Raw genomic sequence first — 15,193 nt, 5'->3', positions numbered from 1 at the left:
GCTAGTTATTCTGGTAGATGTCCTTATAAAGCCTGCTTTCGAAGCGAACAAGCGGAATACGGCGATTGCGCTGGTCGGTCGGTTCGACGGCATAGCCGGAAAGATACTGCACGAATGCCATGCGTTGTCCGCTGGCGGTAGTGATGAAGCCTGCAAGGTTGTAAACCCCCTGCAGCGAGCCAGTTTTAGCGGATACTTTGCCATCCACGCCGGCAGCGTGAAGCCCGGCGCGATACTGCAGCGAACCGTCATGCCCGGCCAACGGCAGCATTGAAATAAAGTTTAGCTCAGTGTCATGCTGTGCAATGTACTGAAGCACCTGCATCATCGTGGCCGGAGAGATCAAATTATGACGCGATAATCCGGATCCATCGACGGCGATGGTATTACCCAGCTCGATCCCGGCCTGCTGGCGCAGGATCTGACGAACGGCGTCTGAACCCGCGCGCCAGGTGCCCGGCACGCCGAAACGCGCGTGGCCAATCATGCGGAACACGGTGTCGGCAATCATGTTGTCCGACTTTTTCAGCATGATTCGCAGTAAATCGTGCAGCGGCGGAGACTGTTTGCTGGCGATGACCGTGCCGGGCTGGTTGACCTGCGTCTGGCGAAGCAGCGTGCCGGTGTAGGTTATGCCCGCTTGTTTCAGTTCATCTTTCAGAATGGCACCCGCATAGCTTGCACCATCCTGTATCGCAAAGGCCAGCGGCAGCGGATCGGCGCGCTGCGTCAGGCAGCCGGTAAGCGTGAAGCGGTTAAGATCGCCCGGCACGACGTCCAGCTCACAATATTGCGCATCCGGGGAGCCTTTCGCCAGCGTGCGGACCTGGCTAAACATTGTGACCGGGTAGTAGGACGCTATGCGGATAAACGCTAAATCATCTGGCTTTGGCGCGCTGTAAAGCGAAACCGAGAAGCAGTTACGGTCAACAATCGCGGCGGCGGGGGGGGCGCTAAAACATTGGGTCATGTCGTTCCACGGCCAGCCTGGGGCTTTATCGTGGCTGGCAAAGATGGACGTGTCGATCAGCACATTGCCATCAATTTTCTGTACGCCAGATTTTTTCAGTACCGCAACCATATTGCGGATATCCTGGCGCTTAAAGGTCGGATCCCCGCCAAAGCGGGCGATAAGATCGCCTTTCAGTTCGCCACCCTCAACGTTACCTTTGGTCTCGAGTGTGGTCGTAAAACGGAAGTCAGGACCGAGCTGGAGCAGGGCGGCGAGGGCAGTGATCACCTTTTGGGTACTGGCAGGCAGCGCCATCTGTTGACTGTGATAGTCAATCTCGGGAGCCTGTGCGCCAACCTTCTGCACCATCAGTGCAAGGTTCGCGCCTGCGGGGAGCTGATTAATATACTCATCAACATTCGCGGCCTGGGCGGTGAACGTTATACTGGTAGTCAATCCGATGATAAATCTGGAAAATCGCATAATCTCGCGCTAACAACCCGAAAACAAACCGTCATACTACGGTGCATGGCACTGCAAAGTAAACGATGACCCATAGTGAACTTCGCGGTAAAATGCATATCAAATTGAAAAATTGCTGCTGACCTGGGGCATTGCTCCCGGGTCGGTTTTCTTTTTGCTTCTTGCCCGCTTAGGGGGGCAGGAGCAGGGAACACTGCTCCCAACAGGAATGTTTAAGAGGTATAACAAATGCAAGCTATTCCGATGACCTTACGTGGTGCCGAAAAACTGCGCGAAGAGCTGGATTTCCTGAAATCCGTGCGTCGCCCTGAAATCATCGCCGCTATCGCGGATGCGCGCGAGCATGGCGACCTGAAAGAGAACGCTGAATACCACGCCGCGCGTGAGCAGCAGGGCTTCTGTGAAGGGCGTATTAAAGATATCGAAGCAAAACTGTCCAATGCACAGGTTATTGATATCACCAAAATGCCTAACAACGGGCGTGTGATCTTTGGTTCTACCGTGACCGTGCTGAACCTGGACAACGACGAAGAGCAGACCTATCGCATCGTGGGTGATGATGAAGCAGACTTCAAACAGAACCTGATTTCAGTGAACTCCCCGATTGCTCGCGGCCTGATTGGCAAAGAGCAGGACGATGTTGTCACCATCCGCACCCCTGGCGGTGAAGTGGAATACGAAATTATCAAGGTTGAATACCTGTAATTCGCATCTCTACTAAGATGTTGATACATTGTAAAGAAAAGAAAAAGGCCGCATAGCGGCCTTTTATCAACTCAAGGAGCATGGCATTTTGCTCGCCTGCTGACAGAAATCCCTCGTTTCACACAGAAAATGTGTTTGATTCAGGATATCCTTAGCGTGGCAGCGAGATTTTACGCTCTTTAGATGGGCGGTAGAGCACCAGCGTTTTACCGATGACCTGTACATTACAGGCGCCGGTTTCGCGCACGATGGCTTCCACGATCAGGTTTTTAGTGTCTCTGTCTTCAGAGGCGATTTTCACCTTGATCAGCTCGTGGTGTTCCAGCGCTTGTTCAATCTCGGCAAGCACCCCTTCGGTCAAACCATTGTTGCCAAGCATCACTACAGGCTTGAGCGGATGTGCCAGACCTTTAAGGTGCTGTTTTTGTTTAGTACTCAGATTCATCGTATATTTTTGCTTACGTTGGGATTGAAAACGGTTCATTCTACCGCCATCTCCCTTATATCGCCAAATAGCTGCGTAGAAATTTACGTCACAGGCAGGTAACGATGAACCAGGACGGAAATGTTAAATGACAGGTAAAAAGCGTTCTGCCAGCTCCAGCCGCTGGCTTCAGGAACACTTTAGCGATAAATATGTTCAACAGGCACAGAAAAAGGGGTTACGTTCCCGTGCCTGGTTTAAACTTGATGAAATACAGCAAAGTGACAAACTTTTTAAGCCGGGGATGACGGTTGTTGACCTCGGTGCTGCACCTGGCGGATGGTCCCAGTATGCGGTAACGCAGATCGGCGGAACGGGCCGAATCATCGCGTGCGATCTTTTACCAATGGATCCCATCGTCGGTGTCGACTTCCTTCAGGGCGACTTTCGTGATGAATTAGTGCTGAAAGCGTTACTTGATCGTGTAGGTGATAGTAAGGTCCAGGTTGTCATGTCAGATATGGCACCAAATATGTGCGGAACACCGGCGGTGGATATCCCCCGCGCCATGTATCTGGTGGAGCTAGCGTTAGAAATGTGTCGTGATGTACTAGCGCCTGGTGGTAGTTTTGTTGTGAAGGTGTTTCAGGGCGAAGGTTTCGAGGAGTATCTTAAGGAAATTCGCTCCCTGTTTGCGAAGGTTAAAGTTCGTAAGCCGGACTCTTCCCGGGCCCGTTCCCGAGAAGTGTATATTGTAGCGACCGGGCGAAAATGATAACCGGTGGATTTCAGGCGAAAGTTTGAATGAAACTGGATATAGAGTATCCTGACGCTGTTTTTAACACAGTTGTAATATGAGGTTAATCCCTTGAGTGACATGGCGAAAAACCTAATACTCTGGCTGGTCATTGCCGTTGTGCTGATGTCAGTATTCCAGAGCTTTGGGCCCAGCGAGTCGAATGGCCGCAAGGTGGATTATTCTACCTTCCTGCAGGAGGTCAATCAGGACCAGGTTCGCGAAGCGCGTATCAACGGACGTGAGATCAACGTTACCAAGAAAGATAGTAACCGTTACACGACTTACATCCCGGTGAACGATCCTAAGCTGCTTGATAACCTTCTGACCAAAAACGTCAAGGTGGTAGGTGAGCCGCCAGAAGAACCAAGCCTGCTGGCTTCTATCTTCATTTCCTGGTTCCCGATGCTGCTTCTTATCGGCGTCTGGATCTTCTTTATGCGCCAGATGCAGGGCGGCGGTGGCAAAGGTGCCATGTCGTTCGGTAAGAGCAAGGCGCGTATGCTGACGGAAGACCAGATCAAGACTACTTTCGCTGACGTCGCCGGTTGTGACGAAGCGAAAGAAGAAGTGGGCGAACTGGTTGAATACCTGCGTGAACCGAGCCGTTTCCAGAAACTGGGCGGTAAGATCCCGAAAGGCGTGCTGATGGTTGGCCCTCCGGGTACCGGTAAAACCCTGCTGGCGAAAGCCATCGCAGGTGAAGCGAAGGTGCCGTTCTTTACTATTTCAGGTTCTGACTTCGTCGAAATGTTCGTGGGTGTCGGTGCATCTCGTGTGCGTGACATGTTCGAGCAGGCCAAGAAGGCAGCACCGTGCATTATCTTCATCGATGAAATCGACGCCGTAGGCCGCCAGCGTGGCGCAGGCCTGGGCGGTGGTCACGATGAACGTGAACAGACGCTGAACCAGATGCTGGTTGAGATGGACGGCTTCGAAGGTAACGAAGGTATCATCGTTATCGCGGCGACTAACCGTCCGGACGTACTTGACCCCGCGCTGCTGCGTCCAGGCCGTTTCGACCGTCAGGTTGTTGTGGGTCTGCCGGACGTTCGCGGCCGTGAACAGATTCTGAAAGTTCACATGCGTCGCGTACCGCTGGCGCCGGATATCGACGCGGCAATCATTGCGCGCGGTACCCCGGGCTTCTCCGGTGCTGACCTGGCGAACCTGGTCAACGAAGCAGCTCTGTTTGCCGCTCGCGGTAACAAGCGCGTCGTATCGATGGTGGAGTTCGAGAAAGCGAAAGACAAAATCATGATGGGTGCGGAACGTCGCTCTATGGTGATGACGGAAGCGCAGAAAGAGTCCACGGCATACCACGAAGCGGGTCACGCGATTATCGGTCGCCTCGTGCCGGAACACGATCCGGTGCATAAAGTGACGATTATTCCGCGTGGTCGTGCGCTGGGTGTGACCTTCTTCCTGCCTGAAGGCGACGCGATCAGCGCCAGCCGTCAGAAGCTGGAAAGCCAGATTTCGACCCTGTACGGCGGTCGTCTGGCAGAAGAGATTATCTACGGTGTGGAACATGTTTCTACCGGTGCGTCCAACGACATCAAAGTTGCGACAAACCTGGCGCGTAACATGGTGACGCAGTGGGGCTTCTCCGACAAACTCGGTCCGCTGCTGTATGCAGAGGAAGAGGGTGAAGTATTCCTGGGCCGTTCTGTGGCTAAAGCGAAACATATGTCCGATGAGACGGCTCGTATCATCGACCAGGAAGTAAAATCTCTGGTAGAGCGTAACTACGCACGTGCACGCCAGATCCTGACCGACAATATGGACATCCTGCATTCGATGAAAGATGCGCTCATGAAATATGAGACCATCGATGCACCGCAGATTGACGACCTGATGGCGCGCCGTGAAGTGCGTCCGCCAGCGGGCTGGGAAGACCCAGGCGCTTCCAATAATTCTGACAACAATGGCACCCCGCGTGCGCCGCGTCCGGTTGATGAACCGCGTACGCCAAACCCGGGCAACACCATGTCAGAACAGTTGGGCGATAAGTAAGCCACTGCTGTTGAAGCGTTTGTCTGTAACTCAAACCCTGGAGCTTGCTCCGGGGTTTTTCATTTCTGTTTAACGATATAGATACCAGGGATTTCGCCATGAAATTATTCGCTCAGGACTCGCATCTCGATCTTTCACATCCCCATGTGATGGGGATCCTGAATGTTACCCCTGACTCTTTCTCTGACGGCGGCACGCATAACACGCTTATCGAGGCGGTTAAGCACGCGAATTTAATGATTAATGCGGGTGCCACCATCATTGACGTTGGCGGTGAATCGACGCGTCCTGGTGCGGCGGACGTGTCTGTGGAAGAAGAGCTGGCGCGCGTGGTGCCGGTGGTTGAAGCTATCGCGCAGCGGTTTGAAGTGTGGATCTCCGTTGATACCTCTAAACCCGAAGTGATTCGTGAAGTGGCGAGAGTGGGCGCTCACATTATCAATGATATTCGCTCGCTCACTGAGCCCGGCGCACTGGAAGCTGCGGCAGAGACGGGATTACCGGTATGCCTGATGCACATGCAGGGCCAACCAAAAACCATGCAGGAAGCACCGAGGTATGACGATGTCTTTGCCGATGTGAATCGCTTCTTTATTGAGCATATTGCGCGCTGTGAACGTGCAGGTATCCCAAAAGAGAAATTGTTGCTCGACCCGGGGTTCGGTTTCGGTAAAAATCTCTCCCACAATTATGCGTTGCTTGCGCGCTTATCGGAATTCCATCACTTTAACCTGCCGCTGCTGGTGGGGATGTCGAGAAAGTCGATGATTGGGCAGTTGCTGAACGTGGGGCCGAGCGAACGCCTGAGCGGCAGCCTGGCCTGCGCGGTGATTGCGGCGATGCAGGGCGCGCACATTATTCGTGTCCATGACGTCAAAGAAACAGTAGAAGCCATGCGTGTGGTGGAAGCCACACTGGCAGCGAAGGAAAACAAACGCTATGAGTAATCGTAAGTATTTTGGTACCGATGGTATCCGTGGGCGTGTAGGCGATGCTCCCATCACCCCTGATTTTGTCCTGAAGCTCGGCTGGGCTGCTGGCAAAGTGCTGGCGCGTCATGGTTCCCGTAAGATCATTATCGGTAAAGACACCCGTATTTCCGGCTATATGCTGGAGTCAGCGCTGGAAGCGGGTCTGGCGGCGGCTGGACTGTCCGCGTCCTTTACGGGCCCAATGCCAACGCCTGCTGTCGCGTATCTGACGCGCACCTTCCGTGCGGAAGCGGGGATTGTTATCTCAGCTTCTCACAACCCGTTCTACGACAACGGCATTAAATTCTTCTCCATTGACGGCACCAAGCTCCCGGATGACGTGGAAGAAGCTATTGAAGCCGAAATGGAAAAAGAGATCACCTGCGTTGATTCCGCAGAGCTGGGTAAAGCGAACCGTATCGTTGATGCGGCGGGCCGTTATATCGAATTCTGCAAAGGCACCTTCCCGAATGAGCTAAGCCTGGCTCACCTCAAAATTGTGGTGGACTGTGCAAACGGCGCAACCTATCACATCGCCCCCAATGTCTTCCGCGAACTGGGTGCGAAAGTCATCACCATTGGCTGCGAGCCGGATGGTCTGAACATTAATGAGCAGGTGGGGGCAACTGACGTTCGTGCCCTGCAGGCGCGTGTTCTGGCAGAGAAAGCCGACCTGGGCATTGCGCTGGACGGCGACGGTGACCGCGTTATCATGGTCGACCACGAAGGTAACAAGGTCGACGGCGATCAGATCCTCTACATCATTGCTCGTGAGGGCCTGCGTCAGGGCCAGCTGCGCGGCGGTGCGGTGGGCACGCTGATGAGTAACATGGGCCTGGAACTGGCGCTGAAACAGCTCGGTATTCCGTTTGTCCGCGCGAAAGTCGGTGACCGCTATGTGCTGGAAAAACTGCAGGAGAAGGGCTGGCGCATCGGTGCAGAAAACTCGGGTCACGTGATCCTGCTCGATAAAACCACCACCGGTGACGGTATCGTGGCCGCGCTGCAGGTGGTTGCCGCGATGGCGCGCAACCATATGAGCCTGCACGATCTGTGCAGCGGGATGAAAATGTTCCCACAGATCCTGGTTAACGTACGCTTCACTGCCGGTAAAGGCGATCCGCTTGAAAACGAGAACGTCAAAGCGGTGATGGCTGACGTTGAAGCGGCCCTGGGCAATCGTGGGCGCGTGCTGCTGCGTAAGTCCGGTACTGAACCGCTGATCCGCGTGATGGTGGAAGGTGAAGACGAAGCGCAGGTAACCGAATTTGCACACCGTATTGCGGACGCTGTGAAAGCTGCATAATTGTGCACGCTAAATGTATAAAAAGGCGGCTTTTGTCGCCTTTGTTTTAAGCAATTAATGGCTTTTTGCTGTTTTTTTCCGCAGTTGATACAATGCGTCAAAAATGCCCTTGCGAAGGTCATTCGCTTTGGTTAGTATTCACACCCGCTTCAGTGGGAAACAAAAATCCTGCTAATTGGTCGAAGCATTGGTATGCGGCAAATCCGCAAGGAACAGGTTGATTATGTACGAAGCTCTTTTAGTTGTTTTCCTTATTGTAGCCATCGCTCTCGTAGCGCTGATTATGCTGCAGCAAGGTAAAGGCGCTGATATGGGAGCCTCCTTCGGAGCAGGCGCTTCCGGTACGCTGTTCGGTTCAAGTGGTTCTGCGAACTTCATGACCCGCACAACGGCGATTCTGGCTACGCTGTTCTTCATCATCAGTCTGGTGCTTGGTAATATCAACAGCAACAAGACCAGCAAAGGAAGCGAGTGGGAAAATCTGAGCGCGCCAGCGAAAACTGAGCAGACTCAGCCAGCTGCACCGGCTAAGCCAGCCAGCGATATCCCGCACTAAGTATTCTGTACCGAGGTGGTGGAATTGGTAGACACGCTACCTTGAGGTGGTAGTGCCCTAACGGGCTTGTGGGTTCGAGTCCCATCCTCGGTACCAATATTCCAGAAGAAAGACGTCGAAAGGCGTCTTTTTTTTCGTCTGCATATTCTGAGATGTGGTTTTGTAGGCCCGGTAAGCGCAGCGTCACCGGTGGCGCTGCGCTTACCCGCCCTACGAAAGTCCACAAAAAAGGCGTCCATAGGACGCCTTTTGCACGTTATATCAGCGATTACTTCTTATCGCTGTGCTCCAGGTTTTCAACCTGCGGCAGACCGTTACCGGAATTCGCTGAGAGCAGGCCATTCTCAACATAGTTGAACAGCTTCTCGCGGGTATCGGTGATGTCCAGATTACGCATGGTCAGCTGACCGATACGATCGTCCGGCGAGAACACGGATTCACCTTTCTCCATGGTCAGACGCTCTGCTTTATAGGTCAGGTTGTCAGACACGGTATTCAGGATGGAGTAATCGTTACCGCGACGCAATTCCAGCGTCACTTCACCGGTGATCGCGCTTGCCACCCAACGCTGCAGCGCATCGCGCAGCATCAGCGCCTGTGGATCTAACCAGCGGCCCTGATACAGCAGTTTACCCAGCTGACGGCCATGAGAGTGATACTGCTCAATGGTGTCTTCGTTGTGAATGCCGGTCAGCAGACGCTCGTAAGCGATGTGCAGCAGCGCCATTCCCGGGGCTTCATAGATGCCGCGGCTTTTCGCTTCGATGATGCGGTTTTCAATCTGATCGCTCATGCCCAGACCGTGACGACCGCCAATACGGTTAGCTTCCAGCATCAGTTCAACATCATCAGAGAAGGTTTTACCGTTCAGCGCAACCGGATGGCCGCGTTCGAAGCGTACTGTCACTTCTTCGGCCTGGATTTTGACGTTTTCGTCCCAGAACTTCACGCCCATGATCGGGTTAACGATCTTCACGCTTGAGTTCAGGAATTCCAGGTCTTTCGCTTCGTGCGTCGCACCCAGCATGTTGGAGTCAGTGGAGTAAGCTTTCTCGACAGACATCTTATAGTCGAAACCGCAGGCGATCATAAACTCGGACATCTCATGGCGGCCACCCAGCTCGTCGATGAAGTCGGTATCCAGCCACGGCTTGTAGATCTGCAGTTCGGCGTTGGTCAGCAGGCCATAACGATAGAAACGTTCAATATCGTTACCTTTATAGGTGCTACCGTCACCCCAGATGTTGACGCCGTCTTCTTTCATCGCAGCAACCAGCATGGTGCCGGTGACAGCACGACCCAGCGGGGTGGTGTTGAAATAGGTCAGGCCGCCGGTGGTGTTATGGAACGCACCGCACTGAATAGCCGCGATACCTTCAGCGACCAGTTGCTTACGGCAGTCAATCAGGCGCGCGTTCTCTGCACCATACTCTTTAGCGCGACGAGGAATGGCATCGTAGTCGTCCTCATCCGGCTGACCCAGGTTCGCAGTATAGGCATACGGAACCGCTCCCTTCTGGCGCATCCAAAGCAGTGCAGCGCTGGTATCCAGGCCACCTGAGAAAGCGATGCCAATACGTTGTCCAACCGGAAGATGCTTGAGAATCGTCGTCATAGAATAAAACCCTGCTTGATTGACTGATTAGAGACCGCTTTCGCTCTCTTGTGCATTTTTATGCAAAATAAGTGAGTATTCATTTAATCATCTTTTGGCGAAGACCGGAAGAGAGTCGTGCGTTTTTTGTAAAAATTTTGGTCTAATTGATCTGGCGGAAGTTGGGTTGACAGGTGGGGTCAACTATCAATATACTAAACGCCGATTTTACGTCCCGTCTTCGGTACCAAATCCCAGCATTATTTGCAAATTCTGTCCAAAACGCGTAGAATTTGCCACGTTTCAGGCGCGGGGTGGAGCAGCCTGGTAGCTCGTCGGGCTCATAACCCGAAGGTCGTCGGTTCAAATCCGGCCCCCGCAACCACTTTCCCATAAAGTTCTTTTTCAAATATACTGTGAAGACTTAGAGCCTTCGTAGCTGGATTTGAAAAAATTCTTTCGGAAAGTGCTCCAGGCCACAGTTGTGGCTATAGGGTTCAGTTATCTAAAGCCCCGATTTATCGGGGTTTTTTGTTATCTGACTACAGAATAACTGGGCTTTACGCCCTTTTTTTATGTCTTGGGGGTGGGCTTGTCCACATTAGAGCAAAAATTAACAGAGATGATTACTGCACCGGTCGAAGCACTGGGCTACGAACTGGTCGGCATCGAATTCGTTCGCGGCCGTACATCGACGCTGCGCATCTATATTGATAGTGAAGATGGCATCAATGTTGATGATTGTGCTGATGTCAGCCACCAGGTGAGTGCGGTTCTTGATGTTGAAGACCCGATTACCGTTGCGTACAACCTGGAAGTTTCCTCACCTGGCCTCGATCGCCCGATGTTCACGGCCGAGCACTATGTGCGCTTTACCGGTGAAGAAGTGGCTCTCGTTCTGCGTATGGCCGTACAGAACCGCCGTAAATGGCAGGGAATTATCAAAGCCGTTGATGGTGAAATGATCACGGTGACAGTCGAAGGCAAAGATGAAGTGTTCGCGCTGAGTAATATCCAGAAGGCGAACCTGGTTCCCCACTTTTAACAGTCTGGATTGAGGTGAAAAGCCCGCGATGAACAAAGAAATTTTGGCTGTTGTTGAAGCCGTCTCCAACGAGAAATCACTGCCGCGTGAGAAGATTTTCGAAGCGCTGGAAAGTGCACTGGCTACAGCAACCAAGAAAAAATACGAACAAGAGATCGATGTTCGCGTAGAAATCGATCGTAAAAGCGGTGACTTCGATACATTCCGTCGTTGGGTAATCGTTGAAGAAGTGACCCAGCCGACCAAAGAGATCACGCTGGAAGCCGCCCGTTTTGAAGACGAAAGTCTGAACGTGGGTGAGTACGTTGAAGATCAGATTGAATCTGTGACCTTCGACCGTATCACGACTCAGACCGCTAAACAGGTTATCGTGCAGAAAGTGCGCGAAGCCGAGCGCGCGCTGGTTGTCGATCAGTTCCGCGATCAGGAAGGCGAAATCATCACCGGCGTGGTGAAGAAAGTGAACCGCGACAACATCTCCCTGGAGATCAAATCCGAAGGGTTGCCGGGTAACGCTGAAGCCGTGATCCTGCGTGAAGATATGCTGCCGCGTGAAAACTTCCGCCCAGGCGACCGTATTCGCGGTGTTCTGTACGCCGTTCGCCCTGAAGCGCGTGGTGCACAGCTGTTCGTGACCCGTTCTAAACCAGAAATGCTGGTAGAACTGTTCCGTATCGAAGTGCCGGAAATCGGTGAAGAAGTTATCGAGATTAAAGCGGCGGCTCGCGATCCGGGCTCCCGTGCGAAAATTGCGGTGAAAACCAACGACAAGCGTATCGACCCGGTCGGTGCTTGCGTCGGTATGCGCGGTGCGCGTGTCCAGGCTGTTTCTACTGAGCTGGGCGGCGAACGTATTGATATCGTTCTGTGGGATGACAACCCGGCGCAGTTCGTGATCAACGCAATGGCTCCAGCTGATGTGGCGTCTATCGTTGTTGACGAAGACAAACACACCATGGATATCGCTGTTGAAGCGGGCAACCTGGCGCAGGCAATCGGCCGTAACGGTCAGAACGTACGCCTGGCGTCACAGCTGAGCGGCTGGGAACTCAACGTAATGACCGTTGATGACCTGCAGGCTAAGCATCAGGCTGAAGCCCATGCGGCGATCGATACCTTCACTAAATACCTGGATATTGACGAAGACTTCGCCACTGTTCTGGTTGAAGAAGGTTTCTCTACGCTGGAAGAACTGGCCTATGTGCCAATGAAAGAGCTGCTGGAAATTGACGGTCTGGATGAACCAACCGTTGAAGCCCTGCGTGAACGCGCTAAAAACGCACTGACCACCCTGGCACTGGCTCAGGAAGAAAGCCTTGGCGATAAGAAGCCGGCTGATGACCTGCTGAATCTGGAAGGTCTTGATCGTGCGATTGCGTTCAAGCTGGCTGCCCGTGGTGTTTGTACGCTGGAAGATCTCGCTGAGCAAGGCGTTGATGACCTGGCTGATATCGAAGGTTTAACCGACGAGAAAGCCGGCGAGCTCATCATGGCCGCACGTAATATTTGCTGGTTCGGCGACGAAGCGTAATAAACTGTAGCAGGAAGGAACAGCATGACTGATGTAACTGTAAAATCGCTGGCTGCTGAGATTCAGACCTCCGTGGACCGCCTGGTACAGCAATTTGCTGATGCAGGGATCCCGAAGTCCGCTGATGACTCGGTGACCGCGCAAGAAAAACAAACCTTGTTAACGCACCTGAACCGTGAACACGGTTCTACGCCTGACAAGTTAACGCTGCAGCGCAAAACGCGCAGCACGTTAAACATCCCTGGTACCGGTGGCAAAAGCAAATCGGTGCAAATTGAAGTCCGCAAGACGCGCACCTTTGTAAAACGTGATCCGCAAGAGGCAGAACGCCTTGCCGCGGAAGAGCAGGCACAGCGTGAAGCGGAAGAACAAGCTCAGCGTGAGGCGGAAGCAGCCGCCAAACGTGAAGCAGAATTAAAAGCTGAACGTGAGGCCGCAGAAAAAGCGAAACGCGACGCAAGTGATAAAGTGAAGCGTGACGCTGCGGAAAAAGACAAAGTGAGCAATCAACAGACAGACGAAATGACCAAAACCGCCCAGGCTGAAAAAGCCCGCCGTGAAAATGAAGCTGCCGAGCTGAAGCGTAAAGCGGAAGAAGAAGCCCGCCGTAAGCTGGAAGAAGAAGCTCGCCGCGTCGCCGAAGAAGCGCGCCGTATGGCAGAAGAAAACGAGAAGAATGGTGTGAATACCGTTGAGCCGACTGAAGACACCAGCGACTATCACGTGACCACTTCTCAGCATGCGCGTCAGGCTGAAGATGATAACGACCGTGAAGTAGAAGGCGGCCGTGGCCGTGGTCGTAATGCAAAAGCAGCGCGTCCGGCGAAAAAAGGCAACAAGCACGCTGAATCCAAAGCTGACCGTGAAGAAGCACGCGCGGCTGTTCGCGGTGGTAAAGGCGGCAAGCGTAAAGGTTCCGCGCTGCAGCAGGGCTTCCAGAAGCCGGCTCAGGCCGTTAACCGTGACGTTGTGATCGGCGAAACCATTACCGTTGGCGAACTGGCGAACAAGATGGCGGTTAAAGGCTCTCAGGTCATCAAAGCAATGATGAAGCTGGGTGCCATGGCGACCATCAACCAGGTCATCGATCAGGAAACCGCACAGCTGGTTGCTGAAGAGATGGGCCACAAAGTTATCCTGCGTCGTGAAAACGAGCTGGAAGAAGCAGTAATGAGCGACCGTGATACTGGTGCTGCGGCTGAACCGCGTGCACCGGTTGTGACCATCATGGGTCACGTTGACCACGGTAAAACCTCTCTGCTTGACTACATTCGTTCTACTAAGGTTGCCTCTGGTGAAGCGGGTGGTATTACCCAGCACATCGGTGCTTACCACGTAGAAACTGACAACGGTATGATCACCTTCCTGGACACCCCAGGCCACGCAGCGTTTACCTCAATGCGTGCCCGTGGTGCTCAGGCGACGGATATCGTTGTCCTGGTTGTTGCTGCGGACGACGGCGTCATGCCGCAGACCATCGAAGCTATCCAGCACGCGAAAGCAGCAGGTGTGCCGGTTGTGGTTGCAGTGAACAAGATCGATAAGCCAGAAGCGGATCCCGATCGTGTTAAAAACGAACTTTCCCAGTACGGTATTCTGCCGGAAGAGTGGGGCGGCGAAAGCCAGTTCGTACACGTGTCTGCGAAAGCGGGTACCGGTATCGACGAACTGCTGGACGCGATCTTGCTGCAGGCCGAAGTTCTGGAGCTGAAAGCCATCCGTAACGGTATGGCGAGCGGTGCGGTTATCGAATCCTTCCTGGATAAAGGACGTGGCCCGGTTGCTACCGTTCTGGTTCGCGAAGGTACGCTGCATAAAGGCGATATCGTTCTGTGCGGTTTCGAATACGGTCGCGTTCGTGCGATGCGTAACGAACTGGGCCAGGAAGTGCTGGAAGCGGGTCCGTCCATTCCAGTGGAAATCCTGGGTCTGTCCGGTGTTCCGGCTGCCGGTGACGAAGTGACCGTGGTGCGTGACGAGAAGAAAGCGCGTGAAGTGGCACTGTATCGTCAGGGTAAATTCCGTGAAGTTAAACTGGCTCGTCAGCAGAAATCTAAACTCGAGAACATGTTTGCCAACATGACCGATGGCGAAGTTCACGAAGTGAACATCGTTCTGAAAGCCGACGTTCAGGGTTCTGTGGAAGCGATCTCCGACTCCTTGCTGAAACTGTCTACCGACGAAGTGAAAGTGAAGATCATCGGTTCTGGCGTAGGTGGTATCACCGAAACCGACGCGACCCTGGCTGCTGCCTCCAACGCTATCCTGGTTGGCTTCAACGTTCGTGCGGATGCGTCTGCGCGTAAAGTGATTGAAGCTGAAAGCCTGGATCTGCGCTACTACTCCGTCATCTATAACCTGATCGACGAAGTGAAAGCAGCGATGAGCGGCATGCTGTCTCCTGAGCTGAAACAGCAGATCATTGGTCTGGCTGAAGTACGTGACGTGTTCAAATCACCGAAATTCGGTGCGATCGCGGGCTGTATGGTTACCGAAGGTAACATCAAGCGTCACAACCCAATCCGCGTACTGCGTGACAACGTGGTTATCTACGAAGGCGAGCTGGAATCCCTGCGCCGCTTCAAAGATGACGTTAACGAAGTCCGTAACGGCATGGAATGTGGTATCGGCGTGAAGAACTACAACGACGTTCGCGTTGGCGATATGATCGAAGTGTTCGAGATCATCGAAATTCAGCGTACCATCGCTTAATCTTCGTCGGCTTTTGGGCCGCCACTGCGTTGGCTGCGCTCGTTCACCCCGGTTACATAGTTATCTATGCTCCCGGGGATTCACGAGCTTGCCGCCTTGTTG

Annotated in this window: 12 protein-coding genes and 2 tRNA genes; 11 read left to right on the top strand and 3 right to left on the bottom strand. The window is 53.3% G+C overall.

Annotated elements, in window-relative coordinates:
* Window position 1: 1 nt before the first annotated feature.
* Window positions 2-1,435 (bottom strand): serine-type D-Ala-D-Ala carboxypeptidase, encoded by a 1,434-nt coding sequence (gene dacB / locus ACMGGX_RS07255; RefSeq protein WP_032659718.1) that lies wholly within the window; start codon window positions 1,433-1,435, stop codon window positions 2-4.
* 228 nt (window positions 1,436-1,663) lie between these two features.
* Between dacB and greA the strand changes: the two genes are divergently transcribed.
* Window positions 1,664-2,140 (top strand): transcription elongation factor GreA, encoded by a 477-nt coding sequence (gene greA, locus ACMGGX_RS07250; RefSeq protein WP_014171793.1) that lies wholly within the window; start codon window positions 1,664-1,666, stop codon window positions 2,138-2,140.
* Between the two features lie 151 nt (window positions 2,141-2,291).
* On the opposite strand, the gene yhbY is transcribed toward greA, so the two are convergent.
* The gene (yhbY, locus tag ACMGGX_RS07245) at window positions 2,292-2,585 is read right to left on the bottom strand and encodes a ribosome assembly RNA-binding protein YhbY (RefSeq protein ID WP_003861814.1); all 294 of its coding nucleotides are present in this window, start codon (window positions 2,583-2,585) and stop codon (window positions 2,292-2,294) included.
* Between the two features lie 127 nt (window positions 2,586-2,712).
* On the opposite strand from yhbY, the gene rlmE reads away from it, so the two are divergent.
* From rlmE to ACMGGX_RS07215, 6 genes are all read left to right on the top strand, one after another.
* Window positions 2,713-3,339: a 23S rRNA (uridine(2552)-2'-O)-methyltransferase RlmE gene (rlmE, locus tag ACMGGX_RS07240; RefSeq protein WP_003861812.1), complete on the top strand. Its 627-nt coding sequence runs from the start codon at window positions 2,713-2,715 to the stop codon at window positions 3,337-3,339.
* 102 nt (window positions 3,340-3,441) lie between these two features.
* Entirely contained in the window at window positions 3,442-5,376 is a 1,935-nt protein-coding gene (gene ftsH / locus ACMGGX_RS07235) for an ATP-dependent zinc metalloprotease FtsH (RefSeq protein WP_029739626.1), read from the top strand.
* Window positions 5,377-5,474: 98 nt separating this feature from the next.
* On the top strand, window positions 5,475-6,323 hold the full coding sequence (gene folP / locus ACMGGX_RS07230; protein WP_348561694.1) for a dihydropteroate synthase: 849 nt from the start codon (window positions 5,475-5,477) through the stop codon (window positions 6,321-6,323).
* Window positions 6,316-7,653 (top strand): phosphoglucosamine mutase, encoded by a 1,338-nt coding sequence (glmM, locus tag ACMGGX_RS07225; protein WP_023309339.1) that lies wholly within the window; start codon window positions 6,316-6,318, stop codon window positions 7,651-7,653. Before folP ends, glmM begins: the two co-directional genes overlap by 8 nt.
* Window positions 7,654-7,876: 223 nt before the next feature.
* Entirely contained in the window at window positions 7,877-8,209 is a 333-nt protein-coding gene (secG, locus tag ACMGGX_RS07220) for a preprotein translocase subunit SecG (protein ID WP_054829684.1), read from the top strand.
* 9 nt (window positions 8,210-8,218) lie between these two features.
* A tRNA-Leu gene (locus ACMGGX_RS07215) sits at window positions 8,219-8,305 on the top strand.
* Between the two features lie 172 nt (window positions 8,306-8,477).
* On the opposite strand, the gene argG is transcribed toward ACMGGX_RS07215, so the two are convergent.
* Window positions 8,478-9,824 carry an argininosuccinate synthase gene (gene argG, locus ACMGGX_RS07210; protein WP_420298235.1) on the bottom strand — a complete coding sequence of 449 codons (1,347 nt, stop codon included), beginning with the start codon at window positions 9,822-9,824 and terminating at the stop codon, window positions 8,478-8,480.
* Window positions 9,825-10,111: 287 nt separating this feature from the next.
* On the opposite strand from argG, the gene ACMGGX_RS07205 reads away from it, so the two are divergent.
* The 4 genes from ACMGGX_RS07205 (at window position 10,112) to infB (ending at window position 15,091) form a co-directional block, all read left to right on the top strand.
* Window positions 10,112-10,188, top strand: a tRNA-Met gene (locus ACMGGX_RS07205).
* A 207-nt stretch (window positions 10,189-10,395) separates the two neighbouring features.
* Complete coding sequence (gene rimP / locus ACMGGX_RS07200; protein WP_014833432.1) at window positions 10,396-10,848, top strand: ribosome maturation factor RimP; 453 nt, start codon at window positions 10,396-10,398, stop codon at window positions 10,846-10,848.
* A 28-nt stretch (window positions 10,849-10,876) separates the two neighbouring features.
* Complete coding sequence (nusA, locus tag ACMGGX_RS07195; protein WP_029739628.1) at window positions 10,877-12,379, top strand: transcription termination factor NusA; 1,503 nt, start codon at window positions 10,877-10,879, stop codon at window positions 12,377-12,379.
* A 24-nt stretch (window positions 12,380-12,403) separates the two neighbouring features.
* On the top strand, window positions 12,404-15,091 hold the full coding sequence (gene infB, locus ACMGGX_RS07190; protein ID WP_023309335.1) for a translation initiation factor IF-2: 2,688 nt from the start codon (window positions 12,404-12,406) through the stop codon (window positions 15,089-15,091).
* The last annotated feature ends 102 nt before the right edge of the window (window positions 15,092-15,193 follow it).

Source organism: Enterobacter sp. BNK-29 (assembly GCF_048684785.1).
GTDB classification, from domain to species: domain Bacteria; phylum Pseudomonadota; class Gammaproteobacteria; order Enterobacterales; family Enterobacteriaceae; genus Enterobacter; species Enterobacter cloacae_M.
The sequence above is the reverse complement of the archived record's forward strand: the minus strand, read 5'-3'. Positions and strand labels throughout refer to the sequence as shown.